The 26,148-nt window shown below is 55.9% G+C and carries 27 protein-coding genes and 1 tRNA gene; 11 read left to right on the top strand and 17 right to left on the bottom strand.

Annotated features, from left to right (window positions below):
* Nucleotides 1–71: 71 nt before the first annotated feature.
* Entirely contained in the window at nucleotides 72–1,061 is a 990-nt protein-coding gene (locus IEN85_RS13370; protein WP_191617585.1) for a hypothetical protein, read from the top strand.
* Here the strand turns inward: IEN85_RS13370 and IEN85_RS13365 are convergent.
* The 3 genes from IEN85_RS13365 to IEN85_RS13355 all read right to left on the bottom strand — a co-directional run bounded on the left by IEN85_RS13365 (nucleotide 1,058) and on the right by IEN85_RS13355 (nucleotide 4,343).
* Nucleotides 1,058–2,416: an MFS transporter gene (locus IEN85_RS13365; protein WP_191617584.1), complete on the bottom strand. Its 1,359-nt coding sequence runs from the start codon at nucleotides 2,414–2,416 to the stop codon at nucleotides 1,058–1,060. The genes IEN85_RS13370 and IEN85_RS13365 overlap by 4 nt on opposite strands.
* Before the next feature lie 330 nt (nucleotides 2,417–2,746).
* Nucleotides 2,747–3,535 (bottom strand): RluA family pseudouridine synthase, encoded by a 789-nt coding sequence (locus IEN85_RS13360; protein ID WP_191617583.1) that lies wholly within the window; start codon nucleotides 3,533–3,535, stop codon nucleotides 2,747–2,749.
* Nucleotides 3,536–3,542: 7 nt separating this feature from the next.
* On the bottom strand, nucleotides 3,543–4,343 hold the full coding sequence (locus IEN85_RS13355; protein ID WP_191617582.1) for an SDR family NAD(P)-dependent oxidoreductase: 801 nt from the start codon (nucleotides 4,341–4,343) through the stop codon (nucleotides 3,543–3,545).
* 59 nt (nucleotides 4,344–4,402) lie between these two features.
* On the opposite strand from IEN85_RS13355, the gene hpf reads away from it, so the two are divergent.
* Together hpf and IEN85_RS13345 are read left to right on the top strand one after the other, a co-directional pair.
* Nucleotides 4,403–4,774 (top strand): ribosome hibernation-promoting factor, HPF/YfiA family, encoded by a 372-nt coding sequence (hpf, locus tag IEN85_RS13350; protein ID WP_191617581.1) that lies wholly within the window; start codon nucleotides 4,403–4,405, stop codon nucleotides 4,772–4,774.
* 144 nt (nucleotides 4,775–4,918) lie between these two features.
* Nucleotides 4,919–4,995: transfer RNA gene (locus tag IEN85_RS13345), tRNA-Arg, on the top strand.
* A gap of 72 nt (nucleotides 4,996–5,067) precedes the next feature.
* Here the strand turns inward: IEN85_RS13345 and IEN85_RS13340 are convergent.
* The 10 genes from IEN85_RS13340 to rpmF all read right to left on the bottom strand — a co-directional run bounded on the left by IEN85_RS13340 (nucleotide 5,068) and on the right by rpmF (nucleotide 12,700).
* Nucleotides 5,068–5,508 (bottom strand): NUDIX domain-containing protein, encoded by a 441-nt coding sequence (locus IEN85_RS13340; RefSeq protein ID WP_191617580.1) that lies wholly within the window; start codon nucleotides 5,506–5,508, stop codon nucleotides 5,068–5,070.
* Complete coding sequence (locus IEN85_RS13335; protein ID WP_191617579.1) at nucleotides 5,501–6,358, bottom strand: polyphosphate kinase 2 family protein; 858 nt, start codon at nucleotides 6,356–6,358, stop codon at nucleotides 5,501–5,503. The genes IEN85_RS13340 and IEN85_RS13335 overlap by 8 nt, the downstream gene beginning before the upstream one ends.
* Before the next feature lie 104 nt (nucleotides 6,359–6,462).
* Nucleotides 6,463–7,317: a class I SAM-dependent methyltransferase gene (locus tag IEN85_RS13330; protein WP_191617578.1), complete on the bottom strand. Its 855-nt coding sequence runs from the start codon at nucleotides 7,315–7,317 to the stop codon at nucleotides 6,463–6,465.
* A 40-nt stretch (nucleotides 7,318–7,357) separates the two neighbouring features.
* Complete coding sequence (gene hpt / locus IEN85_RS13325) at nucleotides 7,358–7,933, bottom strand: hypoxanthine phosphoribosyltransferase (protein ID WP_191617577.1); 576 nt, start codon at nucleotides 7,931–7,933, stop codon at nucleotides 7,358–7,360.
* Entirely contained in the window at nucleotides 7,933–8,589 is a 657-nt protein-coding gene (gene rpe / locus IEN85_RS13320) for a ribulose-phosphate 3-epimerase (RefSeq protein WP_191617576.1), read from the bottom strand. The genes hpt and rpe overlap by 1 nt, the downstream gene beginning before the upstream one ends.
* A gap of 82 nt (nucleotides 8,590–8,671) precedes the next feature.
* On the bottom strand, nucleotides 8,672–9,178 hold the full coding sequence (gene lptE, locus IEN85_RS13315) for an LPS assembly lipoprotein LptE (protein ID WP_191617575.1): 507 nt from the start codon (nucleotides 9,176–9,178) through the stop codon (nucleotides 8,672–8,674).
* Between the two features lie 28 nt (nucleotides 9,179–9,206).
* Complete coding sequence (locus IEN85_RS13310; protein ID WP_191617574.1) at nucleotides 9,207–10,316, bottom strand: tetratricopeptide repeat protein; 1,110 nt, start codon at nucleotides 10,314–10,316, stop codon at nucleotides 9,207–9,209.
* Nucleotides 10,317–10,366: 50 nt separating this feature from the next.
* Nucleotides 10,367–11,365: a beta-ketoacyl-ACP synthase III gene (locus tag IEN85_RS13305; RefSeq protein WP_191617573.1), complete on the bottom strand. Its 999-nt coding sequence runs from the start codon at nucleotides 11,363–11,365 to the stop codon at nucleotides 10,367–10,369.
* 58 nt (nucleotides 11,366–11,423) lie between these two features.
* Complete coding sequence (gene plsX, locus IEN85_RS13300) at nucleotides 11,424–12,473, bottom strand: phosphate acyltransferase PlsX (protein WP_191617572.1); 1,050 nt, start codon at nucleotides 12,471–12,473, stop codon at nucleotides 11,424–11,426.
* A 47-nt stretch (nucleotides 12,474–12,520) separates the two neighbouring features.
* Nucleotides 12,521–12,700 carry a 50S ribosomal protein L32 gene (gene rpmF, locus IEN85_RS13295; protein ID WP_191617571.1) on the bottom strand — a complete coding sequence of 60 codons (180 nt, stop codon included), beginning with the start codon at nucleotides 12,698–12,700 and terminating at the stop codon, nucleotides 12,521–12,523.
* Between the two features lie 214 nt (nucleotides 12,701–12,914).
* Here rpmF and trpD point away from each other — a divergent pair, with 214 nt between their 5' ends.
* The 3 genes from trpD to IEN85_RS13280 are packed head-to-tail and all read left to right on the top strand — an operon-like array spanning nucleotide 12,915 to nucleotide 16,721.
* Nucleotides 12,915–13,961: an anthranilate phosphoribosyltransferase gene (gene trpD, locus IEN85_RS13290; RefSeq protein WP_191617570.1), complete on the top strand. Its 1,047-nt coding sequence runs from the start codon at nucleotides 12,915–12,917 to the stop codon at nucleotides 13,959–13,961.
* Complete coding sequence (locus IEN85_RS13285) at nucleotides 13,958–15,313, top strand: phosphohexomutase domain-containing protein (RefSeq protein ID WP_191617569.1); 1,356 nt, start codon at nucleotides 13,958–13,960, stop codon at nucleotides 15,311–15,313. The genes trpD and IEN85_RS13285 overlap by 4 nt, the downstream gene beginning before the upstream one ends.
* A gap of 10 nt (nucleotides 15,314–15,323) precedes the next feature.
* Nucleotides 15,324–16,721: a tetratricopeptide repeat protein gene (locus tag IEN85_RS13280; RefSeq protein WP_191617568.1), complete on the top strand. Its 1,398-nt coding sequence runs from the start codon at nucleotides 15,324–15,326 to the stop codon at nucleotides 16,719–16,721.
* On the opposite strand, the gene IEN85_RS13275 is transcribed toward IEN85_RS13280, so the two are convergent.
* Together IEN85_RS13275 and orn are read right to left on the bottom strand one after the other, a co-directional pair.
* The gene (locus IEN85_RS13275; protein ID WP_191617567.1) at nucleotides 16,703–17,908 is read right to left on the bottom strand and encodes a S41 family peptidase; all 1,206 of its coding nucleotides are present in this window, start codon (nucleotides 17,906–17,908) and stop codon (nucleotides 16,703–16,705) included. The genes IEN85_RS13280 and IEN85_RS13275 overlap by 19 nt on opposite strands.
* Nucleotides 17,905–18,486: an oligoribonuclease gene (orn, locus tag IEN85_RS13270; RefSeq protein ID WP_191617566.1), complete on the bottom strand. Its 582-nt coding sequence runs from the start codon at nucleotides 18,484–18,486 to the stop codon at nucleotides 17,905–17,907. The genes IEN85_RS13275 and orn overlap by 4 nt, the downstream gene beginning before the upstream one ends.
* Before the next feature lie 89 nt (nucleotides 18,487–18,575).
* On the opposite strand from orn, the gene kdsA reads away from it, so the two are divergent.
* Entirely contained in the window at nucleotides 18,576–19,418 is an 843-nt protein-coding gene (kdsA, locus tag IEN85_RS13265) for a 3-deoxy-8-phosphooctulonate synthase (protein ID WP_191617565.1), read from the top strand.
* A 74-nt stretch (nucleotides 19,419–19,492) separates the two neighbouring features.
* Here the strand turns inward: kdsA and IEN85_RS13260 are convergent, their stop codons facing one another.
* Both IEN85_RS13260 and IEN85_RS13255 read right to left on the bottom strand, forming a co-directional pair.
* Entirely contained in the window at nucleotides 19,493–19,990 is a 498-nt protein-coding gene (locus tag IEN85_RS13260) for an anti-sigma factor (RefSeq protein WP_191617564.1), read from the bottom strand.
* 116 nt (nucleotides 19,991–20,106) lie between these two features.
* Nucleotides 20,107–20,571: a hypothetical protein gene (locus IEN85_RS13255; protein WP_191617563.1), complete on the bottom strand. Its 465-nt coding sequence runs from the start codon at nucleotides 20,569–20,571 to the stop codon at nucleotides 20,107–20,109.
* Nucleotides 20,572–20,732: 161 nt separating this feature from the next.
* Between IEN85_RS13255 and IEN85_RS13250 the strand changes: the two genes are divergently transcribed.
* The 4 genes from IEN85_RS13250 to IEN85_RS13235 all read left to right on the top strand — a co-directional run bounded on the left by IEN85_RS13250 (nucleotide 20,733) and on the right by IEN85_RS13235 (nucleotide 26,046).
* Entirely contained in the window at nucleotides 20,733–22,025 is a 1,293-nt protein-coding gene (locus IEN85_RS13250; protein ID WP_191617562.1) for a sensor histidine kinase, read from the top strand.
* Nucleotides 22,022–22,684, top strand: a complete 663-nt coding sequence (locus IEN85_RS13245) for a response regulator transcription factor (protein WP_191617561.1) — start codon at nucleotides 22,022–22,024, stop codon at nucleotides 22,682–22,684. The genes IEN85_RS13250 and IEN85_RS13245 overlap by 4 nt, the downstream gene beginning before the upstream one ends.
* A gap of 157 nt (nucleotides 22,685–22,841) precedes the next feature.
* Entirely contained in the window at nucleotides 22,842–25,268 is a 2,427-nt protein-coding gene (locus tag IEN85_RS13240) for an ABC transporter permease (protein WP_191617560.1), read from the top strand.
* A gap of 28 nt (nucleotides 25,269–25,296) precedes the next feature.
* Entirely contained in the window at nucleotides 25,297–26,046 is a 750-nt protein-coding gene (locus IEN85_RS13235) for a tetratricopeptide repeat protein (RefSeq protein WP_191617559.1), read from the top strand.
* The last annotated feature ends 102 nt before the right edge of the window (nucleotides 26,047–26,148 follow it).

Genomic DNA, 26,148 nt, shown 5'->3' with positions numbered 1-26,148 from the left:
CTTTGGTTAACTCGAACCGTATTTTGCCGAGTAAGTAGGGGAGTAATCATACCTTCGTTTTCGAGCCGTCCATGACCTTTTTGGAGTTAGCCAGTATTTCCGGGGGGCACCCGAGTGATGCCATCACAGATGTGTTGGGCATTGCCGCCGTTTGCGCGTTTTTCGGTATCGCTTGCTACATCGCCATGCAGGTGCTCAAGGACAGTTCGACGAAGAGTGTGCCTGCTTCGTCTTCCCTCAACGACTACTACGCGAATGAGGAGAAGTCGAAAAAACAGGAGGCTCCAAAGAAGGAAGTAAACGAGCGTGAGGAGCTGGAAAAGCACTGCGAAAAGTTTATCATCGAAGTGGTGGAAGGGGCTCGGGATCGGCTGGAGGAGTTTTCCCAGGTTGCCGACGATACTTTCAACCAGGTTGCCGACGCGTATGCCTCCAACTCCTTTGGTCATGAAGGGGAGGGGCATGCGATCCGTTGCAAAAAGTTCTTATCGGTTTGCGAGCGCCAGTGGGGCGCCTTGCGGAGCGACATCGGATACGTCTCCTACATGGATATCCAGGAGCATTTGAGGCACATCCTGACCAATCATCGCATGCTGGTGGGGCAGAAGCACGCCAACAGCGAATCCGTCGATCTTTCGCCCGAAGTATTGAGGTCGCAAGAGTTGGTAGCTCTTATGCGAGTGGTTCCAAAGGACAAGGTTAGGACGTTGCAGGAACAATTGCTCAAAGCGGTGAACGGATTTCGCGTGAGCTACCAGGACGAGTGCAAGGTTTGGATTAACGAGCAGGTCGTGAAGCTGCAAGCAGAGATGCGTCCGCGGAAGTCTAGAAGTGTCCAGATTATGGATACGGATTATTACAAGAGGTTCAAGCAGCTCCGAGTGCGCTTGGAGGTAGTCGCTCGCCTGTCGGACGCGATTACCGAGAACACCCAGCAGGTGAGCGAAAACAGTTTAGCTTTAAGCCAGGTGATCCATATCGGCACGGTCTTGCGGATTTTGGCGTGTATTCCGGAGTGGTTCCAGGAACTCGACCTCAGCCCGCGCAGCGAGGTCGCCTAGCGGTCTCGTGCGGGACCTCGCGCTTTCAGGTAGACGGCAGCAAAGACGAATACGCCGATGGCGAGTGATACGAAGTAGCCAGGACCCCAAGTAAAGGCGGTTTGGAATAGGGCGCCGCTCACTTTCTCCTCCGGCAAGGCTGCGATAGGCTCGCTGTCTCGGAGCTTGGCGATGGAGGCGGCGTAGAGGTAGCCGATGGCGCCATAGGCGAGGTTGAAGGAGAGCCCCTTGAAGCTGAGCACGGTGGCTCGGTGTTTGGAATCGGTGATTTGATTGAGGTAGTGGCTTACGAAAAAGCCGTTGAGGAAAATGCCGCCGTAAACGAGCACCATGGGCAAGGCTCCCCAGAACGGAATGAATTGAGCCATGAGCCACAGACCGATGGCTATGGAGAGCGCCAAGGAAATGTAGTTGAAGGCCTTGCTGCGGTGTTCCGCCATGGCCTTACCCAGTCGAGGCATCACGGTGCCCAGGAGGGCCAAGCCGGCTCCGATGAAGCCGAAGCTAAATTCAGGAAGCTCGATTTGCCGGTAGTATTCGCTGTTAAGGGTGAGGACCATGCGAACGATGTGGTCGAAAAGCATGCCGGAGCACATGATGACCAGGGCCAGCGGCGTTTTGAGAATCCAACCGCCCGCTTCCATTGTCCTGAGAAACGATTGCTTGACGGTTGCCCATGAGTTGCCGAGCGGTTCGGTTCCGCTGGTTTCCCTCATGCCGAGGGTCGTGAAGAGGGCGAGTACTCCCAAGCCGAGGGTTCCAAAGATAGGAAGACGCATGGCGATTTCTTTGCTGATTTGCCAATCCAGCCCGACCCATTGCAGTCCGGCATTCAGTTTTTCGACGTCGTAGAGGATCGCTCCGAGGCTCATTGCGATCACGAAGCCAATCGACTGCAGCCGCATTTGCTTCTCCAGTACCATGCCCCAATGCTTTTCCAGGCCGTGTTCTGTGAGTGAATCGTAGGCGAGGGCTTCGTCCGCTCCGCTGGCGGCGGCCTCGGCGGCCCCGCTGAGAATTCGATTGGCGAGGAAGAGGTAGAAGACGACCTGCGTGTTACCGATAGGCGCGAATGCGATGAGTAGCATTTCGAGCACCATGATAATCGCGGAGAGGACTACCAAGTTGCGGCGTCCGATGGTGTCGGCCAGGGCGCCGGATGGAACCTCCAGAAGCACGATCGTAAGGGCCCAAACGGTATTGAGGATCGCGAACTGTTCGAGGGTCAGACCGAAGTCGAGGAAGAGAATGGTGAATACCGGGTAGTAGAACCGAGCGTTGAAGAGTACGCGAAAGGCGATGAATCGCTTTACGTTGGAGAGGGAAAGCGGATCTTGTACGGAGGACTGGGACACGGGCTTAGAGAGGATGGAGGTTCGCGTGCTCTACGGGAAGCGAGGGCTCTTGATTGTTTGCAGCACAAAAAAAGACCGCTCTCTTCTGAGAAGCGGACTTTTAGAGATCAAGGTTTGGGACAGCTGAGCTTTTCTTATGCGACCAACGAGCGGGCAATTGTCCAGAGTGAGTCTACCACGTAAATCCAGATGAAGATCGCGGAGATCATAAGGGAGATGATGCCGAACATGTTGAATCTCATGTTGGCAGTAGAGCCGATCTCGCTTGTTAAATAAAGTGTAAATTCACAATCGCTTTACAGATCGGGGAATGGAGTAGAGGAGGCTCTCTTAGACTCGTTGAAGGATTTCCTCTAGCGCCTCGGTGGAAAGGCCGAGGTTTTCGCGGCAAAAGGCGGCCAAGTCTTGCGTGAGAGGAGCGATGTAAGTCTCGGGACCGGTTTCGATATCGAATACCATGCGGTAGGCGTGCAGGGCGTGGCGGTTGATGGGGAGCACCTGTGCCATCTTTTCGGTCCATCCGTCCTCGATGAAGTCGAGAAAGAGACCTTCGTCCGGACCGTAGAGTTTGTCGCCGACGATGTGGTGTCCGATGTGCAGGGCATGGGCGCGAATCTGGTGCTTGCGGCCTGTGATGGGGTCGACTTTGACGAGCGTGTAGCGTCCGTTGGAAACGAGGGGTGTGTACAGGGTTTGGGCATCTTGCCGCTTGCCGTCGTGGCGAACGGTATTCTTGGCCCGCACGATGCTCTGCGTGTCTGGGCCAAGCGGGGCGTCGACCAACGTTTCCTTCTCGAGTTCGCCTTCCAAGATGGCGATGTAGGTCTTGGCGACTTTGCGCTGCTCGAGGGCCATTTGAAGGTGGCGAGCCTTGAGGCGGTGCTTGGCGAAAAGCACGATGCCGCTGGTTTCGCGGTCGAGACGGGAAACCAGGTGAGAGCGATCGGATTGAAGGTACTCGCGGCAGGCTCCCGCCAGCGAGGACCAAGGCCCTTGCTTCGAAGGGTGGCAGACGAGCAAGGCCGGTTTGTTGACCAAGACGACGTGGTCGTCGTTTTGCAGGATCCAGTCCTCGAGTTCTTCTGGCGTAACGAGCCAGCCCCAGTCAGTTGCGGGCATAGGTGTATTATTGGTTGTGTGGATTGGGGCGGAAGCGCCGAATTACTTTGCCCGAGACGCGGGTGCGTAGGCTGAGTGGAAGGAGACTTGAGAAAATGGAGGCGAGCTTGTTGAGCGTGCCGGTAACGGTGAAGCTTTTGCAGTTCTCGAGGGCCGCAAGGGCCAAGCGGGAAACTTCCTCTGGGTGGTGGGAATAGCCGGCTGGCACGACTCGTGTAGAGAAGCCAGCCCTTTTGAAGAATTCGGTTCTAGTGGGGCCGGGACAGACGGCGATGGCCCGAGCTCGGGTTCCTCTAAGCTCTTCGTTGAGGGCCAAGGTCCAATTGAGCACGAAGGCCTTGCTTGCTCCGTAGCTCGCGAGGTACGGGGTTGGTTGAAAGGCGGAGGTTGAAGCGATGTTCATGATGGCTCCACCTCGCTCTTTGATTAGGGGCAGCAGTCGGGTCGTGATTTCGACGAGCGCGCAGACATTGACCTCCAGCAGCTCAAGGTGATCGCAGGGAGAGTTGCTTTCCACGCCGCCGTAGATCCCGAAGCCGGCATTGTTCACGAGCAAGATGGAACCTGTTTGCGTAGATGCACTTATCTTTCTTTCCAGTTCTTCTAATACCCGGGAGCGGGAGCCTTTGTCGGACAAGTCGCACTCAAGGTGTACGCGTTTTGAGTCGTTGGAAAAAGATGCCGGTTTTCGCCGAGAAAGGTTGAAAAGCGAGGCGGCCGGTTCTAGCTTCGAAATATCCTCGATGATTGATTTTCCAATCCCAGAAGAACCTCCAGTTACTATGGCTAGGTCGTATTTAGAGCCCATACGTATTGCTCTGAATTGCTGGGATTTTCCGTCGAAAAACTAATAACCAAAGGAGTATCATGTACACTGAGAACAACCACGACCTAATCATCACCGGTATCCACATGGATCTGACTGAGTCAATCAAGCAGAGCGTAACGGATAAGGTGGAGCGACTCTTCAGGCATGAAGAGCGCATCATACGGGTCAAGGTTGAACTAGAATGCGTCTACGGTAAGGGCGGTAGCGAGCACGAGTTCATCGCGAAGGGGCACATCGAGATCAATGGCCCGTCGATGAACGTCTCTGTGGCCGACCCGGATTGCTACAAGGCAGTGGATCTCTTGGTCGACAAGCTCGACCGAATGCTTCGCCGCCGTTCACGTCTCCAACGCGTGAAACGCAAGGATACGCACGAAGTGGACATCCCGGCTAGCCTGCCGAAGGTCTAAGCTTCCCTAGCAAACTCTTGAATTTAAGGAGGCCGCCCGGCGAAAGCCGGGCGGTTTATTTTTTTTGAAAAAAGTCCTTGTCAGGACACGCTAAAGCTACTTTCTTCCTGACCCTGATCGCCACACCGGCGGTTAACCACTGAAGCGGGGTTAGCTCAATTGGATAGAGCACCTGACTACGAATCAGGAGGTTAGGGGTTCGACTCCCTTACTCCGTGCCACTTCAGACGGCGGCTTTCCGAAAGGAAAGTCGCCGTTGTTGTATCCAAATACTGGTTTCGGCTATCTCAGGCTTAAAGCTCTAGCTCCTTGCGGATTTTCAGCCAGAAGTTAACCAGATAGTGGATACGAGCCGGGCAGTTCGCCAAAGGGCGATCCAGGTCCCATGAAGGTATCCATTCGCAGTGTTCGATTCCTTCGTCTCTCTGGGGCTTGAACGTTCGCTCGGCTCCGTTGTATCGAATCAGGAACCAGCGCGTTTCCTTGAGTGACTTTACCTTGGCGTACTTGGAAATATGCACAGTCGGTATCAATTCGCCCAATACGCGGAGCTTTTCGGGGTCCAGCCCCGTCTCCTCGCAGGTTTCTTGCAAGGCGGTCTTCGATGCGGACTTGCCTCTGTCGATGAGGCCTTTTGGGAGGTCCCATTTACCGTCTTTGAAGATGAAGAGGATGCGGTCTTGCTTGTCGATTGTGAGACCGCCCGCGGCTTCGACCGTGCGAAGTTTATGCATCGTAGAGGGCTTGTAGCGTTTCCAGCAGTTTGAACTGCCGGTAGTTCAAGTTCTTAAATTGTACGCCTTCGATCGTTTTGCTGTAGCGAGTTCTTGTTTTCTTTTTGGAAAGTGGGCGGAACTTCTTCCAGTCGTCGTGCGGTATGGTCGTGAGGACGTAGAGCATGGCCTTCAGGCGGGCTTCGAGCTTGTTGTTCGATCCGATTACTACCCATGGGCTCTTGACGGAAGACGTGCGCTCGAACATCTGTTCCTTGTATTTGGTGAGAACGTCCCAGTACTCGCGAACCTTTTCGTCGTTCTTCGAATACTTCCAGTATTTGAGCGGGTTGGTGATGCGCTCCTGAAAGCGTACGAGCTGGGTTTCCTTACTCACGGAGAGGTAGAGCTTGATGAGGATGAGCCCATCGTCGATGTGCTTTTCCTCCCAATCGAGCACTTTGCTCATGAAGTACTTGTACTGGCTCTTTTTGCAGTAGCCCATGGTGGGCTCGATCATGGCCCGATTGTACCAGGAACGGTCGAAGAAGACGATTTCGCCGGGCTTGGGAAAGTGTTTCTCGTAGCGGCGGAACCAGTATTTGGATTCGCTTGGGGTGGGGATTCCGAGTTCGACGACGCGGAGGTCCTTGGGCATCATGTACTCGATAAAGCGCTTGATGGAGGAGCCTTTGCCTGCTGCGTCACGACCTTCGAATACGATGGCGACTCGTTTCTTGTTCTCCACCACCCAGTGTTGCATTTTCAGAAGCTCGATTTGCAGCGCTTCCTTTTCCTGCTTGTAGGTTGGGTAGTCTATGTTCCGGTAGAAATTGAAGAACTTGCTCTTAACGAAGTCGTACTTTGGCATTGTCGAAGGTCGTTGTTGGGACGTCGAATCTGTGCCTCCGGTATCTTTGCATGCAAACCCGAAGCGTGGGAGCTATGGCTTTGTAACACAAACGTGTCATTGGTTTAGGCTTCCCAGCGAGCGTAGAGTCCGCAAGGGAGGGTATTGAGGCTGTTGGAAATGGGAAGACCGACTTCCCCGGAGCTCACTTGTCCTGTAAAGGCTGACATGGACTCGCGTAACAGGTTTCCGACTACAGTTGGAGATACGCCGGTGGTATAGGCGTTTACGAGGAAGAAGAGCCCGTTGCAGTCGAAGATTTGGGTGCACTTCTGCAGCAGGCCGTAGAGGTCGCGCTCGAATTGCCAAACCTCGCCCTTGCTGCCTCGTCCGTAAGAAGGTGGATCCATGATTATGCCTTGGTACTGGGTTCCGCGTCGAATTTCGCGTTCGACGAACTTCACGCAGTCGTCCACGATGTAACGAATGGGGGCCTCTCCGAGATTGCTTAATGCTGCGTTTTCGCGGCACCAAGCTACCATTCCCTTAGCGGCGTCCACGTGGCATACTTCCGCTCCCGCCGCCGCGGCGGCAACGGTTGCTCCTCCGGTGTAGCCGAAGAGGTTGAGCACCTTTACGGGGCCTTTGGCGCTCTTGATTTTCTTGCTGAACCAATCCCAGTTTACGGCTTGCTCTGGAAAAAGGCCGGTGTGCTTGAAGTTCGTGGGTCGAATTTTGAAGCGGCGATCCCGATACTTTATGATCCAGCTTTCGGGGAGGCTTTTGTGGTAGTCCCATTTGCCGCCACCCTTGGCGCTGCGGTGGTAGAGTGCGTCGTATTTACCCCAGTCGGGAGTCGCGCGAGGCCAGATTACCTGGGGGTCGGGGCGCACGAGGACTACGTCGCCCCAACGTTCTTTTTTCATGCCGTCGCCGCATTCGAGGATTTCGTAATCCTCCCATTTGTTTGCTAGAATCATAGCCGTATCGAGGTTCGCTGCGGATAGCCGCCTGAAAGGTTCAACTGTGGGTGTCGGAGTTTTGCAGTTCTTCGCGCAGGACGCCGATGCAGGAGAGGTTGCGGTATCGCTCTGCGAAATCGAGTCCGTAGCCGACCACGAATTGATCGGGGATGCTGAAGCCGCAGAAGTCTGCCGAAAAGGATTTTTCGTGCCGTGCGGGCTTGTCCAGCAGCACGCAGGTCTTGAGGGAAGCGGGGGAGTGCTTTTCCAGGTGAGCGATGATAGCCTTGAGTGTGTTTCCGGAGTCGAGGATGTCGTCAACCACCAAGACATGGTGGTTCTTGATGTCCGTTTTCAAGGGATTGGTAATGCGAGGTGGGGTTTGGGCTGTTGTCGCATTGCCGTAAGATTCGGCTCGCAAGCAGTCTAAGCGGGTTGGGAAATTGCAGGAGCGAATGAGGTCAGCGGTGAAAACGAGGGCCCCGCTGAGTATTGAAACAATGGTTACATCTTCTCCTTGGTAGTGCTCGGAGAGTTCGGAGCTAAGCTCTGAGATGCGTCTTTGGATGTCTTCGCTAGTGAGGAGAACCGTTTCGAGGTCCGACTCGTTGTATCGTGGACGGATGGTTCGCATCAGGCGAGGCTTTCGATGTTGAGCCGGAATGCGTCGCGATCGGCGGCTTTGAAGAATGCGGTTCCTGCTACAAAGGTATCCACGCCAGCCTTACGACAGTCGGGAGCGTTTTCGGCGTTAACGCCACCGTCCACTTCGATGCGAAAATCCAAGCCTTTTTCCTGTCGCCAAGCGGCCAGCTGGGCTGTCTTTTTCAGGACGCTCGCTTGGAAGGATTGGCCTCCAAAGCCGGGTTGAACCGTCATGGCCAAGATGATGTCCACGGCATCCAGGTAGGGTTCTACAGCGTCTACGGGAGTGCCGGGGTTGAACACCACGCCGCACTTGGCTCCGAGCTCCTTGATCTTGCTCAAGCAAGCCGACACGTCGTAATCGGGCTCGACGTGTACCGTGACTTGATCGGCTCCAGCTTTGATGAAGGGCTCGACGAAATCCTGTGGATTGTCGAGCATCAGGTGAACATCGAGGAAAAGCTTCGTTTTAGGTCGCAGGTCGGCGACGGTTTGAGGGCCGAAGGTTAGGTTCGGCACGAAGTGTCCATCCATAATGTCGACATGGAGCCAGCTGCAGCCGGCTTGCTCGACGCCTTTGATGTCTTCCGCGAGCCGTGTGTGGTCGGCCGCTAGCATAGAGGGTGCTAGAATTGGTGTGCCCATTGGGGAGGAACTTAGTCCTCGTGTGACGTCTTGCTCAAGTCTAGACGCGGGAATTTGCGCGCGGATGCGAGCTGGGATGGTTTCACCAAACGTCGACCAGGGACTCGGCGACGCGGGCGGCGATCTGGCGGCTGATCTCCGGCACCGCTTGGTACTCGGCGTCCACTAGTCCGCTGTCGGTGTAGATGTCTTGCCTTATGGTGAGCGGGCGGGCCTGGAAGAAGTATTGGTTGGAGCCATCGCCTTTTTTAAGGCTGAGCTCCAGGTTGGCTGTGAGCTCGAACTTTCGGCCTCGGCCGACGTCTGAGGCGCTTACTGCGGCGATATCGCGGCGTATTTCAAGAACGGATACTTCCAAGGTGGCGTCGGACGGACTGCTGGTCGCGAGAGAGAGCTCCACGCTGCTTTGCACCGCGTGGCGAAGGGCGGCATTGAGGGGGCCTTCGAGCTGGGGCAGGGTGGAAAGGTTGGTTGGGGGCGCGACAACGATACTTTTGTAGGGAAGCGCGTTGGAGGTGCCCATCTGATAGGCGGAGCATCCGCCGAGAAAGAGGGTAGCGATGGCTCCAATCAGTACTATTGATCGCATGGCAAGCGGCGGTTCGTGGCTCAGAGCCCTAGAAGATGCCGAGAATGCGGCGTTTGGCTCGCTTGCGGGCTTGTTCTTGGATTTCCTCGTTGGAAGGAGCGGCCTCTTCTACGGTTTCCTCGTTCTTGGCTACGATTGCGTCGATCTTTTCGAGTCGTGTCTTGGCGGTTTGGGCGGTTTGGGAGAGGGGCGCTATGGTGATGGCTTCGTTGTAGAGAATCTTTGCCGCGTCGTACTTCGAGCGCTTGAAATAATAGAAGTCGCCCATCTTAAGCTTGGAGAGCGAAAGGATGTTTTTGGCGCCGGCGAGGCCTTTTTCCGCTTGGTCGACGTTCTGGTTTTCCGGGTACTGGATCAGGAAGTCCTCGAAGAAGGTGATGGCGTCTTCCGTGGCGCGTTGGTCGTACTCCGGTCCTTTTATCAGCCCGTAATGGGTTTGGGCCAGCTTGAGGTAGGCGTCGGAGGTGAGGAAGCTGTTCGGGTAGTTGGTGACCAGTCGATCGAGGGCAAAGATGGTCATGGCGTCGCTATTCTTGTCGGACCAAGCTTTCGCGACGTTCATTAGCGAAAGGGGCGCATAATCGCTGTACGGGGCGATTGCTACGATTCGTTCGAAGTATTGGATCGCGCGGTCGGTGTTCTTGAATCCGGGAATGACCCAGAAGATCTTGTCGCGGTAGGTTTCCAGGCGAGCAACGGCGATCTTGTACATCTCCCCGAGGGTTTCGTTGAAGCTGCCGTAGTTGGGATAGACCCAAGCGATGGTGTTGAAGGCTTCGAAGGCTTTATCTATCTTGTTGCGTTCGAGCTGGATGAGGGCGGTCCGATAGTAGGCCTCTGGGGAGTATTGGTTCTTCGGGTACTTTTTGGAAACCCGCTTATAGAGTCTGACTGCTTTCCCGTAGTTTTTCTTTTCCTCTGCTTCGCGGGCTCGGTTCATCCAGTTGAGGATCTTCTGCTGCTCTTCTGGCAAGAGTCCGGAGAGGTCCACTTCTTCCGACACGTAGCCTGTTTCTGGAGACCAGGAAATCTTCGATTCCGCCCAGGTGTTGTTCAGGAAGGTGAGTGCGAATAGAAGGATCGTGGCGAAGAGGCCGGCTCGGGAATGGGAAGCGCGGCATGGGAGTGCGGTGTTCATCAATGGAAGGGTCGTTGCGTGGGATGGTGTGGTGTTTCGAGGGAGGAGGCTCACCAGCGAACGAGTGCGGAGCCCCATGTGAGGCCGGCCCCGAAGGCGATGAGCAATATGGTGTCGCCGTTTTTTATCCTCCCGGCTCGGGCGGCTTCGTCCAAGGCGATGGGTATGGAGGCGGCGGAGGTGTTTCCGTATTTGTCTAGATTTAAGAAAAAGCGTTCAATTGGAATGTTAAGTCGCGAAGAGATCGATTCGATGATGCGCATATTCGCTTGATGTGGAATAACGCATGCGAGTTGGTCAGATTCTATCCCGTTTTGTTCAAGGATTTCCACTGCGGCTTGTCCCATGACGCGGACTGCTTGCTTGAAAACCTCTTTTCCTCGCATTTTCAGGAAGTGTTGCCTGCCGTCGAGAGAGGCGGGGGATGGCGGGATGGCGCAGCCTCCGCCAGGTTGGTGCAGCATGTCGGCCTTGCTTCCGTCGGCGCCCAGCCGGAAGTCGATAATTTTGGAGTCGTCGCCTTGCTCGGCGAAACCGATGACGGCTGCTCCGGCCCCGTCTCCGAAGAGAACGCAGGTGGTTCGGTCTTCCCAGTCTAGGATGCTGGAGAGCTTTTCGGAACCGATCACCAGAGCGTTGCGGTAGCGTCCGGTTGCCAGCAGGCCGGTTGCGATTTCAAGGATATAGAGGAAGCCGGAACAGGCTGCTTCCACGTCGAAGCAGACGGCATTCTTGATTCCCAGCTTTTCTTGGACCAGACAAGCGGTCGAAGGAAAGGGCATGTCGGGGGTCATGGTCCCGACTACGATTACGTCGATTTCCTCAGGGGAGAGGCCTGAGGCTTCGAGTGCCCGTTTGCTCGCCTCTGCTCCCATGCTGGAGGAGGTTTCGCTTTCGCCGGCGATGCGTCGTTCCTTGATGCCGGTACGGGTAAAGATCCACTCGTCAGAGGTGTCTACGATCTTGGACAGGTCGTTGTTGGTAAGCGCTTTTTGCGGTGTGTAGGAACCGGTTCCTTTTATTTTTACGGATCTAGGCGCAGGACTCATGCGATTGTCTCAATGGGGAAGCCTTACTGTTCATGCAACCTGCAAATTGCAGGGAGAATCAGTCGACGTTGTAGATGATGTTGTTCGCCTTCTCGATGTCTTCGAGGATGTGGCGATTGAGGTCGTTGCTGACGATCTCGTTTGCGATGCGGATTGCGTTCATGACAGCCTCCCGGTTGCTCGATCCGTGGGCCTTGAGGACGTTTCCCTTCAAGCCAAGCAGCGGAGCGCCTCCGTAGCGTTCCGGGTTCAGCTGGCTCTTGATGGCGTCGAAGGCTCCTTTAGACAGGAGATAGCCCATTTTTCGCATCAGATTGGCTTGGATCTCTTCCGTTACGAAGCCTTTGAGCAGCATGAAAAGGGATTCGCAGGCCTTGAGGAGGATATTGCCGGTAAAGCCGTCGCAGACGACCACGTCTACGCCTTCCTCGAAGGTCTGGAATCCTTCGATCAGGCCGGCATAGTGTATTTGCTGGCCGTCGACTTTCTTCAATAGGGTGTGGGCTTGGTTGACGAGGTCCGTGCCTTTGCCTTCCTCGGTGCCGATGGTCATGAGTCCGACCTTGGGATTCTTCACTCCGAGCACGAGACGGCAGTAGTCGCTACCTAGGACCGCATTGTGAACCAGGTGCTCTGCCTTTGCGGTCGGGTTGGCCCCGGCGTCAATCAGGACGAAGTGTCCCCGTTTGCGCGGCATGACGGTGGCGAGCGCGGGACGGTCGACTCCGTCGAGGGTGCGGAGCTTGATGGTGCCGGCGGCCATGAGGCTGCCAGTGTTTCCGCAGCTTAGTACGCAGCTGGCTTTTCCGTCCTTCACGAGCTCGATGGCTCGTAGCATGGAGGCGTCCTTTTTTTTCTTCAGGGCGACCAAAGGCTTGTCGTCCATGGTGATGACCTCGGACGCGTGGAAGATCGAGACGTGCGGATGCGAAGAAAGCCCTTCTTTTTCAAGCAAGGGCTTTAGGACGGCTTCGTCGCCAACGAGTATGATTGGCCTCAGGTCAGTTACCTTCTCGACCGCCAGTTTTGTGGCGGCGACCATTTCAGCTGGACCTTTGTCCGAGCCCATTGCGTCGATGGCGATGCAAGAGCTCTTCTGTTCGAGCATATGAAGCTAGATTAGCTGAGGCGGGTGGGTTGCCCAGGGGGCGATTCCTAGATGGAAGCGTCCAAAACTTGGCGACCGCGGTACATTCCGTTATTCGGATTTACGCGGTGTGGGCGGAATGCGGAACCATCGATCGGGTCCTTCGCGAGCTCGGGAGCCTCGAAACGGTTAGCACCTCTGCGGAGGCGGCTGCGGCGCTTGGATTGCTTGCGTTTTGGATTAGCCATTGTACGTAAATTCGTTCGTCGGTTGTTCTTCTACTTAAAAGAAAAGCTGCGCTTGATAACTCTTGGCCTATCACCCGTCAAGTTATTGTTTCAAAATTAGCGCGAGGCCCATGAGGGATCGTTCAATGGGCGGTAACTTGCGGCAGGAAACGCGAATTTGGCGAGCGTGTTTTGCATTGTTTTACACTAGGGAGCTGCCTACATCTTCCCTCCTATGGATTTGAACGAGCTCACCTCACTCGTGGAAGAGGGAAATAACCTCTCGCTGGAACAGGCGGCGGACTCAGCCGATTCGCTCGCATCGGCCGGTGTCGATCGCGGCGAAAAGGCGGCCTTTCTCACTGCGCTCTCCCGGAAAGGCGAGGTGGCAGACGAGGTTGCCGGTATTGCTAGACGCTTTCGCGAGCTGGCCCGTGACCCGGGCCTGCAGCAATGGCAGGATGCGGCGGTCGACGTCTGCGGCACGGGAGGAGACAAGATTGGAAGCTTCAACATCAGTACCACGGTGGTCTTTGGCCTTGCAGCCGCGGGCGTGCCGGTTCTGAAGCACGGAAACAAGTCGATCACTTCCAAGTGCGGCAGCGCCAATTTGTTGGAGGCCCTTGGCGTGAATCTGATGGCGGACGACGCTACTTTGGCCAAGTCCATGGAGGAGTTGGGCTTTTGCTTCATGTTCGCTCCCGCTTTCCATCCTGCCTTCAAGGAGATCATGCCAGTTCGCCAAGAGCTTGCATCGAAGGGGCAACGCACCGTTTTCAACATTTTGGGACCACTCATTAATCCGGCACGGCCGGCTCACCAGTTGCTTGGGGTCTATGCTTCCTCGGTAGTCGAAATGCTGGCTGGGACGCTCGGTTCCCTGGGGCTGAAGTCAGGTATCGTGGCCCATACCGAGCTCGCTGACGGACGAGGCATGGATGAGCTTAGCGTAGTGGGTCGAAACCGAGTTCGCGGATTTGGAGCCCTATCGAGCTTGGACGAAACTTGGACGGCCGAGCGATTTGGAATGGCTTCGACGGACGTGGCCGAATTGTTAGGTGGAGAATTGGAGGACAACTTGAGGATCCTCGACGAGCTGCTCGCGGGTAAGGCCCCCAAGGGCTTGGAGGATACGGTCTGCTTCAATATTGCTGCAGCTCTTTTGATCGTGGGCAAATGTGACTCGATCGAGGCGGGGCTCGCCATTGCCCGAGACGTGCTCCTGGGGGGCGCCCTCAAATCCAAGCTGGCGGACACGAAAGACTTTTACGCCTCTCTATGAGTTTAAAGCATTTTGGAACAGACGGGATTCGCGGCCAATACGGCAGCGCGGTTCTCAACGACGAAATAGCCTATCGCGCTGGCAAAGCGGCCGTGCGAGTGGCTCGGGAAAGGCTGTCGGCCTCGGATCCGCTAGTTGTAGTGGGACGGGACACCCGGGTGTCGGGAGTAGCGCTGTTAAAAGCGTTCGCAGCGGGGGTCGTCGGGGAGGGCGGTACTGTGCTCGACCTCGGTGTCGCTCCCACTCCTTGCGTTGCCTTTGCGGCGCGGGTCAGCGATGCGGTTTTGGCCTGCTCTATCACCGCCTCGCACAATCCTGCCTGCGACAATGGAATCAAGTTTTTCGAAGGGAGCGGCGTCAAGCCCTCGGAAGCGCTGGAGCAAGCGCTCGACGACGCGGTGGGCGACGTTTCAGCGAATGGATTCGATGCCGGTGCTGAGGTATCGTTGGAGGATGGGAGCTCCTTGCGTCATCGGTACCAAGAAGCTGTCATCGCAGCCTTTCCGCCGAAGCTGCTCGTTGGAAAGCGAGTGGCGATGGATTGCGCGAATGGAGCAATGTCAGAGATTGCTCCGGCAGTTTTTCGCGAGCTAGGGGCGGACCTTGTTGTGGTCGCCGACCAGCCGGACGGTACCAATATCAACGCTGGCGTAGGCAGCGAATGTCCGGAGTCGCTTGGCGCTTTGTATTCAGTTGGCGATTACGACTATGGCTTTGCCTTCGATGGAGATGGCGATCGTCTCGTCATGTTCGATGAGCGCGGTGAAAAAATCGCAGGCGAAGCCTTGCTAGCTTCCTTGGCAATCGATGCGAAGGATCGTTCGGAATTGCCCGGCGATACGCTTGTTACCACGGTGCAGAGCAACCTCGGGCTCGACGCGGCTCTCAAAGGGAGGGGAATCAAGACTGAACGCACGGACGTGGGTGACAAGCACATCGCTCGTTTGATGTTGCGTGACGGCTACCAGCTTGGAGGAGAAGAGTCTGGGCATCTTGTCGTGGGAAAGTTTGCGGTCACGGGGGATGGTCTGGTAGCGGCGGTTGCGATGGCGGACGCCGTTGGGCGATCCGGAGCCGGTGTTTCGTCGCTAGCGAGCGTTTACGCTGCGTTTCCTCAAATTTCGAAGGCGTTTAGAATTGTCGAGAAGACGCCGCTTCCAGAATGTCCGAAAATAGCCGCTTGTATCGAGAAGTTGGATTCCGAGCTCGGAGAAGATGGCCGTCTGCTGGTTCGTTACTCCGGGACCGAGCCCAAGATTAGGCTTCTGGTGGAGGCCCGAACCGATGCTGCGGTGAAGGCTGCATTCGACGAACTGCTCGCTGCGGTTGAGGCCGACCTAGAGTTGGTCTAGATTCTTTCCGATGCCTGAAGTTTCCCTCAAGGAATTAGACGCGAGAGTTCGCAAGCAGTTCAGCAATGCCCGAACTGCGGTGGAACGTGGGAACTTCGAGTATTGCGTTGAAATTTGCTCGTCTCTTTTGCTGGAGAATCCTGGGTGCCTGGAGATTCGGGAATTGCTCAGGCAGGCTCAGCAGAGTGTATTCACGAAGCGGGGACGTGGGTGGTTGCAGCGTTTCGTTTGCAAGCTTGAAGCGGGACTTGTCGTCATGTACGGGAAACCGTATCTGAAAAAGGATGCCGCGTTGGCGATGGCTTACGGAGAGCGTGCACTGACGCGCGATCCGCTGCACGAGGGCGCTTTGTCGCTTGTGGCAGCGGGCGCGGAGTCATTGGGGTTTTACGAGACGGCGGTCTTTTGCCTGAAGAAGATCTACGAAAGGGAGACCAAGGACCTCGCTCTGATGCAGCGCTATTGCGAAGCCTTGATCAAGGTTGGAGAGACCAATCAAGCGGTTGCGATCGCCGAGCAACTGAAGCGGATGAAGCCGGACAGCTCCATAATCCAAGAGCTGGTGAAGTCGGCTTCCGTCGCTCACTCAATCAACAAGGGGAAATGGGCCGAAGAGGAGCAGGACTTTCGTTCCAAGCTTAAGGACGAGGAGCTCTCGGACGCCTTGGAGCAACAAAATCGCATCATTCAAGATGCCCAAGGCGCCAGGGTCCGCGCCCGTGAGCTGATCGACGAAATTCACGAGGATCCGCAGAATCTCGATCTCTACAAGCAAATCGTCAAAGCCTACCTGTACGCGGACGATTATCGGGAGGCCTTGGCTTGGCTCGACAAGGCGGCCCTGCTTCCGCAGTCGGAATCCGATATCGCTCTCAAGCATTTGCGCAGCGAGATCATGATCAAGGCCACGGAATTGGAGCTGAGCAAGTTGCACAGCGAATCGGGGCCTGCCCCGGTCGAGCGTATTGAAAAGCTGGAGGCGGAGCTTGAAGTTTTGAAGCTGGAAGAGTCGCGGAAAATGGTGGAGCAGTTTCCCAACGACTATGCCCAGCGCTTGAACTTCGGCGAGCTGCTCCTTGCTGCGGGCAAGGTGGACGAGGCGATCAAAGAGTTTCAAGTTGCCCAGCGGGGAACGAGCTTGAAGCAGCGCTCCTGCGTGATGTTGGGACGAAGCTTTTCCAAGAAGCGATTGTACGACCTGGCTTTGGAGCAGTTCGACAAGGCGATCGCTGATTCGCACGGCATGGACAATTTCAAGAAAGACGTGCTTTACTCGTCAGCTCAATGTTGCGAATCGCTGGGCAAGCGGGAAGAAGCGATTCGCCGTTACAAGCTGATCTACGCCAACGACATTTCGTTTCGCGACGTAGCCCGGAAGATCGATGGGTTCTATTCTGAGCCTTCTTGAGTGCGGTCGATGGTTTGGAGCGCCGTTGTCAGAATCTTACTGTCGTCGATCGTCTCCTCTAGGCTTAGCGCTATGTCAGGCTCGAGCCCTACGCCTTCGAGTCGTAGCCCGTTGGGCGTGAGCATCTCTGCGATCGGCAAGTAGATGCGGAAGCCGTAGGGAAGCGGATAGCTTTTAGCGAGCTGCAGGGCTCCGCTCGTTCGTTGCCCGATGACGGTGCCGAGCTCGTTTTCCGAAACGAAAGCGGGCACGATATCCGCGGCGCTGGCGGAAAGCGAATCGACGAGCACTACGACTTCGCCTTCGTAGTTCTTGGAAAGAGGGAGAGGGCGAACGGTCCTTCGCTTCTTTCCTTGGTTCTCGCTTTTGTTGTCGGCCAGTGAGGCAAATGTTGTTTCGGGCGACGCGATTTTCGAGGCGAGGTGTCTTGAGTAGAAGGAAAGCCCTCCGCGATTGTTTCTCAGGTCGATGATGATTCCTTTGGCGTTTCTCGCTTGGCGAAAGAATTTGTTGATGCGGCCAGCCTTGTAGAATTTGGGGAGGAAGCTTTGCACCCGAATCAAGGCGACGTCCTCGCGGATCCAAGTGAGCGAGCTGGGTTCGGACAGCGAAAAGCTCGCGTATTCGATTTCGCAGGACATCTCCTGCCCGCCGCGAAGCCATGTGATTTGCCTCTTTTGTCCGGAAGTGCCGGCCAATTGCTTGATCTCCAGCATGGGCTCTCCGTCGATGTGGGTAAGGATGTCGCCTTTTTCCAGTCCGCAGCGAGAGGCAGGGCTGTCTGCTAGCACGTAGCTGATGAGTCCACCCATCCTGTCCTCCAGGGGATGGATCGTTATGCCCATGCCCGAACGCTTGCCGGATCGTCTGTCTTTTACGGTGCTCGGGGCAAAAAGGCCGAGGTGCGATAGGTCGAAACTGTCGAGAGCTTCGCCGAGGACTGTTGCGAGCTCTTCCTTGGTTTCCGCTTTCTCGATTTCGTGCCAACGATCTTTCGCCAAGCTCTCCCACTGGCCGAAGTCGGTTTCGAAGGCGTAGGCTCTGGAAGAAAGCCTCTTGCCGATGGCTTCAATCAGGCGTTCTTTTTGGCGCAAGCTGAGCTCGCTTTGCGGAGCGGCGCTGACAAGGGGCAAGCACGCGAGAGCGAGACTCAAAAGGACGGCTGCCTGGCTTGCGATACGCCTCATTCGCTGGCTGCGGGCTCCTGGGGCTTGGGCGTATTGTCGATGGGCGGCAAGTTCGAGGCGTCGATGGCGCTCATGTAATGCTGCAGCTCGGCAATGGATTCGCGTATGTCGTCGATGGCGCGGTGAGTGTTCTCCTTCTTGAATTCGCGCCCCAGCATTTCTCGGAATACGATTTTGAAGCTGGAGACGTCGAGCATGCGGTAGTGCAGGCGGTTGGAGAAGTTGGGGAGGTAAGCGTCGATGAATTTACGGTCTTGAGCGATCGAGTTGCCGGCGATGACGCAGGGATTTTTCTTCTTGAAGTACTTGAGGGCGATTTCGCACAGCTTTTCGTCGAGCTCTTTTTCTGTAATTCCGTCTTGGATACGGTCGAGCAACCCGCTGGCGGCATGGTGGTGCTTGCACCAGTCGTTCATGCTGTCGAGGACCTCCGGTGGCTGGCGTACGGGGCTTTCCCATTCGAATACAGGCTCGAGCTGTTTGTTGGTGATGATCACGGCGGCTTCGACGATTCGGTCTTTGGCCGGGTCGAGTCCGGTCATCTCCAAGTCTATCCAGAAGTAGCGGCGTTTGGACATGGCTGTTCGTTGAGAGTTTTTGGGAAGTTTTAAGGGCAGCGGTGTTGATTTTGGTTGGCGAAGTCAAACAAACAGGGAAGAACGAGGCCATGTCCAAGCTTATCGAAATCGGAAACATCAAGTGTGGCAACGAGCAGCCTTTTACGCTCCTCGCAGGCATGAACGTGCTCGAATCGCGCGATCTGGCCCTGGAAATTGCAAGCGAGTACAAGCGGGTTACCGACAAGCTTGGCATTCCGTACGTTTTCAAGGCGTCCTTCGACAAGGCGAACCGATCCTCCATCAACAGCTTTCGTGGCCCTGGGATGGAAAAGGGCTTGGAGATATTGGCCGAGATCAAGGAAACCTTTGGCGTTCCGCTTATCACTGACGTGCACGAACCGCATCAGGCAGCTCCGGTGGCCGAGGTTTGCGACATCATCCAGCTCCCCGCGTTTCTCTGCCGCCAAACGGACCTAGTGGTGGCGATGGCCAAAACGGGCGCGATCATCAACGTGAAGAAGGCGCAGTTCCTCGCTCCGCGCGAAATGGGGCACATCATCAAAAAGCTCAATGAGGCGGGCAACGACCGGGTGATGCTTTGCGAGCGTGGTTCCAGCTTTGGCTACAACAACCTGGTGGTGGACATGTTGGGCTTTGGTATCATGAAGGAGTTCGGGTATCCAGTGATCTTCGACGTAACGCATTCGCTGCAAATTCCCGGGGGGACTTCGACGGCAGCGGGCGGGCGTCGCCGACAAGTTTTCGACTTGGCGAAAGCTGGCATGTCAGTGGGAATCGCAGGGCTTTTCTTGGAGGCTCACCCGGACCCGGACAATGCCAAGTGCGACGGTCCTTGCGCTTTGCCTTTGAATCGCCTCGAAGGCTTCCTCGAGCAGATGAAGCAGATCGACGACTTGGTAAAGAGCCAGGCGGCGATCGAGGTCGACTAGTCGAGACGCGAAAAGGCCCTCATGTATCAGATGAGGGCTTCGTTCATTATTGCTTCAAGTGTGCGGAGGCGCCTTTAGCCTTTGTTGGCTTCTAGCGGGTCTGAGTCGACCCAGACCACGGTCCAGCCAGTTTCTTCGTCAGGATAGATATAGGTGCTGGCTCCTGGCAGGTCGGTGGCTACGAACTCTACGACATTAGGTTCGTAGTGAGCGTGCGCTTCCGGATGTAGGCCCATCCAAGTGACCGTCCCTACGATGGCCACGGCTGCTGCAGCCGCTAAGGAGCGTACAAAGGCAGGGAAGGAGATGAGCTTGTTTCCGGAACTCGCCATTCCCTCCTTCGCGATCGACTCCTGTATCGAGGAAATGGATGCGGAATGATCCTGCAAGGCTGTTGGCGCGTTTGAGGCGTCCCGCACCAGATCGAGGTTTTCCATCCAGTCTTGGGCCTCTGGGTGGGCTTGCAGGTAGCTATCCAAGCGAGAGGCATCGGATGCGTCCAATTCACCATCGAGCAACTGGCTCATGAGGAGCCGTGCGTGGTCTTGGCTGATGTCCGGTGCGTTTTTCATGGGATGGAAGCTTGTTTATGCAGGAATTTGTTAAAAAAGGGAAGGATCGAATTTTTTGAGCTGGCTTGAAAGGTGGCCCCGCTTCCGAGGCCACCTGCAGTTGTGTGTATGGTGTGCTAGAATCGTCTGACGACCTGGCCCCTTCTGCTGCTATGGCGATCTCCGTAGCGATGGTCGTGGCGGTCGTCGTAGCGGCGGCTTTCGCGATAGCCGTGTCCATGGCGACGGGTCTCTACCCAAACCTTTTCCTTGTGGTAGGTGTAGTGCCCGGATACCCAAACCTTGCGTACGTGTCCGTGGCGGTCGCAGCTGCGCTCGTAGTAGCCGGGGACCCAAGTCTTGACCGAAACCCACTTCCAGTATCCGTGGTCGTGGTGGTGTCCGCGATGTCCGCCGGTGCGGTAGCCTACGCTGACGTGCGTGTGGTTGTCGTCGTCCGCGATGGCGGCGCCGATGATGAGCCCGCCGATGAGTCCGCCCACGAGGGCTTTTTCTTTGTCGCCGGCATGAGCGGAGCTGGGAAAAGTGAAGGCGGCAATGACGGCTAATAGGGTTAGGGTGCTGATGACTTTCATTTTCATGGATCGTTGTCGGGTTAAATTCGTTGTTCGCGGGTTGGGACGTACCGGAATTGGGTTTTATTCATCGGATTCGATCGATTTTTCCGGGCGAATCGTTCGGGGGGAGGCGTGACTTTTGGCACATGACATCTTTGAGGCCTTTGCGCTAGCTTCCTTACCTTATGGTTAAGAGCGAGATAGGTGCGCCGGTTTGCGAGGAAACCGGAGCGGGGGCGGAAGCGGAACGGGTGGAGCGTAACAACAACTACATTTTCGCTATTTTTGGTGGCTGCCTGATGTTGCTCTCGCTCGTTTTGCCGTTCGCCTATGCGAAGAAGGAGCTGAGCGCTGGCCTGACGATTTTGCAGGTGCTGCTATGGGCGGTGTTTTGCGCTGCTTGGTTGAGACAGGGCTACTTGGTGGAGAGGGCGGGAATCGGTTTTAATGCTGGCGACGCTGCCCTGAAATCGGAATCTCCTTCGCGTTTGCAAGAGATCCTGCTGTTCCTGCTGGTCTTCGGGCCGAGCTGTTTCGCCTACATTTATGTGACCCAGCTCAACACTGCGTATTTCGGATTCAACTACGTTCTGATGTTCGTGGTAGCGGGCTTCGCTACTCTCATTTTTCCGCTCTGGCTTGCAGCCGCGTACTTGTTGTACCAATGCCTCGCTTGGGTTTTGGTAGGACGGGTGATGTGGGGCGGATGGATGAATTTGGCGGATGTGGTTACCATGATATCTGGCTATTTTTTCTCGGCGATGATGTTCTACATCTTTCGCCGCGAGCGGAACTCTCGCAGTCGGGCCTTTGCCCTCTCGGTCGAGTTGGACAGGGCGAACGAAAAGCTTCGAGCGTTCAGCCGGCAAGTCGAAGAGCTGGCCGCCACCCAAGAGCGGAACCGGATTGCTCGAGAAATTCACGATACTATCGGGCATTCGCTCACGGTGGTGAACATGCAGCTGGAAACGGCGAAGGCCTTGCTGAGCAGCGATCGAGAGAAGGCGGCTGCTTTTTTGGACAAAGCCCAGGAAGTGACGAAGCGAGGGCTGGCTGAGGTACGTTCCTCGGTGGCCTCCTTGAGGGCGTCTCCGCTTGACGGAATGCCGTTGCATCGGGCTTTGGAGGCTCTTTTGAAGAGTTCGTTCGGTCCAGCTATTCAGCTTGATTTCGAGCTGGTGGAAGGAGACGAGGCGATGCCAGCCGCATCGGAGTCGGCTCTCTATCGCTGCGCTCAGGAGGCTTTGACCAACGTGAGGAAGCACGCGGACGCGTCGCAAGTGAGCTTAAGCTTGGACCTTTCGGAGCGGCAAAAGGTGAGACTGGAAGTCTGTGACAACGGAAAAGGCTGCTCGGGAACCTCTGGCGGTTTCGGAATCATGGGAATTCGGGAGCGTATCCAACTTTTGGATGGAGAGGTTTCCTTTTATACTTCGCCCGGTAACGGTTTTCGGCTAAGCATTTCCCTACCACGATGAGCGATCGCATCAGAATAGTATTGGCTGACGACCAGTCCTTGTTTCTCGAAGGTTTGAGGACATTGTTGTCCCTTGACGAATCGCTGGAAATCGTAGGCGATTGCGCCAACGGGCAAGAAGCCTTGGAGGCTTGTCGAAGGCTCAAACCTTCGATCGTTTTGATGGACCTGAATATGCCGATTATGGATGGGGTAGCAGCGACGAAGGCGATCAAGCAGGAACTGCCCGAGGTGAACGTCCTGACGCTCACTACCTTTGACGACGACGAGCGGGTTTTCGAGGCTTTGAAGGCGGGAGCGTCCGGCTACCTTTTGAAGGATACGCCGTCGAAGCAGCTGGTTGACGCGATTCGAACGGTCAGCGCGGGGGAGTCCTTCCTGCAGCCGTCGATTGCCTCTAAGGTTTTGGCGGAGTTTTCCCGCATGTCTGCGCCAGCTGCTACGGAAAAGAAGGCAGTCAAGCTGCTGGAACCGCTTTCGGTAAGAGAGGAGGAGGTGCTTGTTTGGCTTTCGCGTGGATGCAGCAACAAGGAGATCGCAGGGCACCTCTCGCTGGCGGAAGGCACCGTCAAGAACCACGTTTCGAACGTGCTCGGCAAGCTGGGGGTTTTGGATCGGACTCAAGCGGCATTGATGGCCCGCGACTTGGGCTTGATCTGAGGCGAGTGTTGGCTCTCGCAAGAGCTGCTTTTCTGCAACCTGGACTCTCTCCCTGGGGTAGAGGGTAGAAGGGGATGACCAAAGGCATGGCGGTTTTTTACCCCGAACATGACCTTTGGCACGTCACAAAAGTCGAACCTTACGCCATACTCCGATCATGTCGATTTACCCTCGCCTCCTTGTCCGCGATTCCGTCCGCTACTGGAAACGCAAACCCTTCCAAGCCCTGCTCTCAGTCGCTTTGCTCGCTCTCGGTTCGGCTGCCGTAGCGATTCTCTGGACCATCACCGACACGGTGGTCCGTCAGCCTTTGCCCTTTCCGGAAAGCCATGAGCTCTACGGGATTCAGTCGGTCGACGAAAAGACGGGGGAGGTCGTGAACTTCATGGCATTGGCCGATTTTCGCGACTTCCGCGAGCGGCAGGAGTCCTTTACCGGTTTGTTTGGGTACCGCTCGCAGTATTTGAACTACAAGGACGAGTTCGACAACACGCGGCAGCTTTTCGGGGCGCGCGTGACGAGGGACTTTGCGGACGTGCTAAAGATCCACACCGAACTCGGCACGTTCTTCAGCCCTGACGACTTCTCTTCTGAGGCAGCCCGGTCGGTCGTCATCAGCTATGAGCTCTGGCGAAAGGAGTTCGGTGGAGATCGGGAGATCGTCGGGAAGTCCATCTGGTTGGACGAGGCGGCATACCAGGTCGTGGGCGTGATGCCGAAGACCTTCAACGAGCCGTCCTTCGTTAATGTCTGGACTCCTTTTCCCGATGTCACGGGCGAGTACTTCGTGCGTGACGCTCGCTATTGGAACGTGGTCGGCCGCTTAAAGCCGGGAGTGAGTCCAGAAGCGGCGAGGCAGGAGCTCGCGCGCATCGCTGACGATCTAGAGGAGCAGTTTCCCGGTACCAATCGTCGTCGCGGTGCGACGATGGATTCGTTGCAGACGATCATCGTCGGCGACTATTCGACTCCGCTGCTTTTAATCTTGGTGGCAGTGAGCCTTGTAATGTTCGCGACTTGTTTGAACCTCGCCAACATCCAGTTGATCAGCGGCCTGCAGCGTCGTTCGGAGAATGGGGTGCGGCAGGCGATTGGCGAGAGTCCGAAGCAGGCGATGGCCCGGGCTTTTATGGAGTCGTGCGCGATTTGCTTCGCGGGCTGCGCTGTCGGCTGGGGCTTGGCGGCGCTCTTCATCGCAAATATCGATTCCGTGCTGCCGGCGATGTTTTTGCCGCGCCTCAACGAAGTCGGCATGACGGCGGATCTGGCGTGGACCATCGGCCTGATCGCTCTTCTTTCCAGTCTCAGTTTTGGCCTGCTTCCAGCGGTGCAGGTGGTGCGAGCGAATACCAATGACATCATCAAAAGCGGCGAGTCTCGCCACGGCTTGAGCCGTGAAAGCGGCCGCAGCCGCGCCGCTTTGCTAGTGGGCCAGATAGCGGTAGCAGTAGCAATCTTGCAGGCGGCGTTGCTCGTTGTACACGAGTACCGTCGCTTGCAAGACCTTGAGCTTGGCTTTTCGGAGGACGACTTGGTTATGATCACGGTTTCGCCGGGGGAATCGCGCATGTTCGACTTGCCTGGGCTCGCCGCGTTTTACACGGAGATGGATCAATGGCTTGAGTCTCAGGAGGAAGTGGTCGAAAGCGTGCTGTCTTCCAGTCCTCCGCTGGCCGGATACGATCTTGAATTCGGTTTTCAGATGCAGGGGCGCGATTTGGCGGCTGAACGCGAGGAAGCTATCACGGCAGTTTACAACACCATCAGTAAAGATTATTTGGATACGTTGGACATCTCGCTCGTTTCTGGACGTAACTTTTCGGAGTGGGATAATCGGGAATCCCAGAAAGTCGCTTTGGTCAATCAAGCATTTGTGGAAAAGTTCCTGGTTGCGGGCGAAGATCCGATGAGTCAGCAGGTGCAAATCATGCCATGGCTGGTACCTCAGTTTCGCCAGGTGGTCGGCGTGGTGGGTGACTATGCCCAAACGAATGTGACGGACGACCCGAAGCCCATGATATACGTTCCTTACGAGCAGGGACCATGGATCTTCGGCACCTTTGTCACGCGTGTACGAAACGCTGATGCGTTCAACATTGAGCGTTTTGAGACGCTTATGAAACAGCAATATCCGGAAGTGGGAATCACCATGGAAACGATAGATTCCGTGCTTGAACGGCAGCTTTCCATACAGTCGCTGATGTATTTGGTATTTGTCGGCTTTGGGAGCGCGACACTGTTGCTGTCGCTCTTCGGCATTGGCTCGCAAATGGCGTTCAACGTATCGGAACGTTCTCGGGAGTGGGGGATCCGATTGGCGCTCGGCGCAAAAATTGGTCAGCTCAATGGATTGGTGGTACGGCGATTGGTCGTTCCTCTGTCGGCGGGCTGCGTGATCGGCGTTGGGCTATTCGCTGCGAGCTATCGCTACTATCAACAGTTTGGAGGAAATCTCGATGCCTTCTTCTTCGGGGCGAGCTTCCTTTTGATCCTCGTCATCGCGTTGGCCAGCGTGGCGACCACTTGGTTCGTCTCGGATCGCATCACCCGCTCGAATCCGCAGGAGATCCTGCGGTCGATCTGATTGGAGAATCCAATAAATGGATACGATTATGAAAAGATTGATTAGTGTAGCGGTCCTCGTGACGGTTTCAGTGTCTGCTAGCGCAGCTGGGCATGCCGGTGAAATAGATGATTTGCGAAATGCTGTAGAAACTGAGGATTGGGCGAAAGCAAAGTCTATTGGCGAAGCGTTGACAGGGGCCGACGGAGGGAGCGGCGAAGCGTATTATCTGTTCGGTAAGGCCCTAATCGGATTGAAGGAAAACGAGGCTGCAGTTGCCGCGTTGGAAAAGGCGAACCGTTTGGTTAAGGACAATGCGGACTATCTTGCAGATTATGGATACGCCTTGATCCTGCGAGGCCAGGAGATGAACATGTTCCAAGCAGGGCCGGTTTACATGCGGGCCATGGACCAATACAAGGCTGCGGTGAAAGCGGATCCTGACCATCTTGGCGCCCACATCGGGCTTTCGCGCTACTACATGAATGCGCCGGCGATCGGCGGTGGCAGCATGAAGAAGGCGAAAGAGCATGCGGCGCAGATCGCCCGCATCAATCCGTACATGGGTCACCTCGAAGCGGCATTGATTGCTGAGAAGGAGAAACGCTTCGACGATGCGATCGCAGCATACGATTCAGCGATCGCTCTTAAGTCCGATGAGGCCTGGGTCTACTTCAAGCGTGGCACCTTGCAGCAAGCGAACGGAAAGGTGGAGGACGCGAGGGCCTCCTTTGAGAAAACCTTGGCGATTGATCCGGATCACTCTGCGGCTCAAGCGGCTTTGGCTGGTTTGGAGTAAGGAAGAGGCGGCGACCGGCTGCTGCATAGCGGACCGGGTGGAACCGGTCCCTCCATAACGAATGAAAATGGAGGGACGACCTCCGTGTTGCGGGAGTGATTC

The sequence above is a fragment of the Pelagicoccus enzymogenes genome, assembly GCF_014803405.1.
Taxonomy (GTDB): Bacteria; Verrucomicrobiota; Verrucomicrobiia; order Opitutales; family Opitutaceae; genus Pelagicoccus; species Pelagicoccus enzymogenes.
The sequence above is the reverse complement of the archived record's forward strand: the minus strand, read 5'-3'. Positions and strand labels throughout refer to the sequence as shown.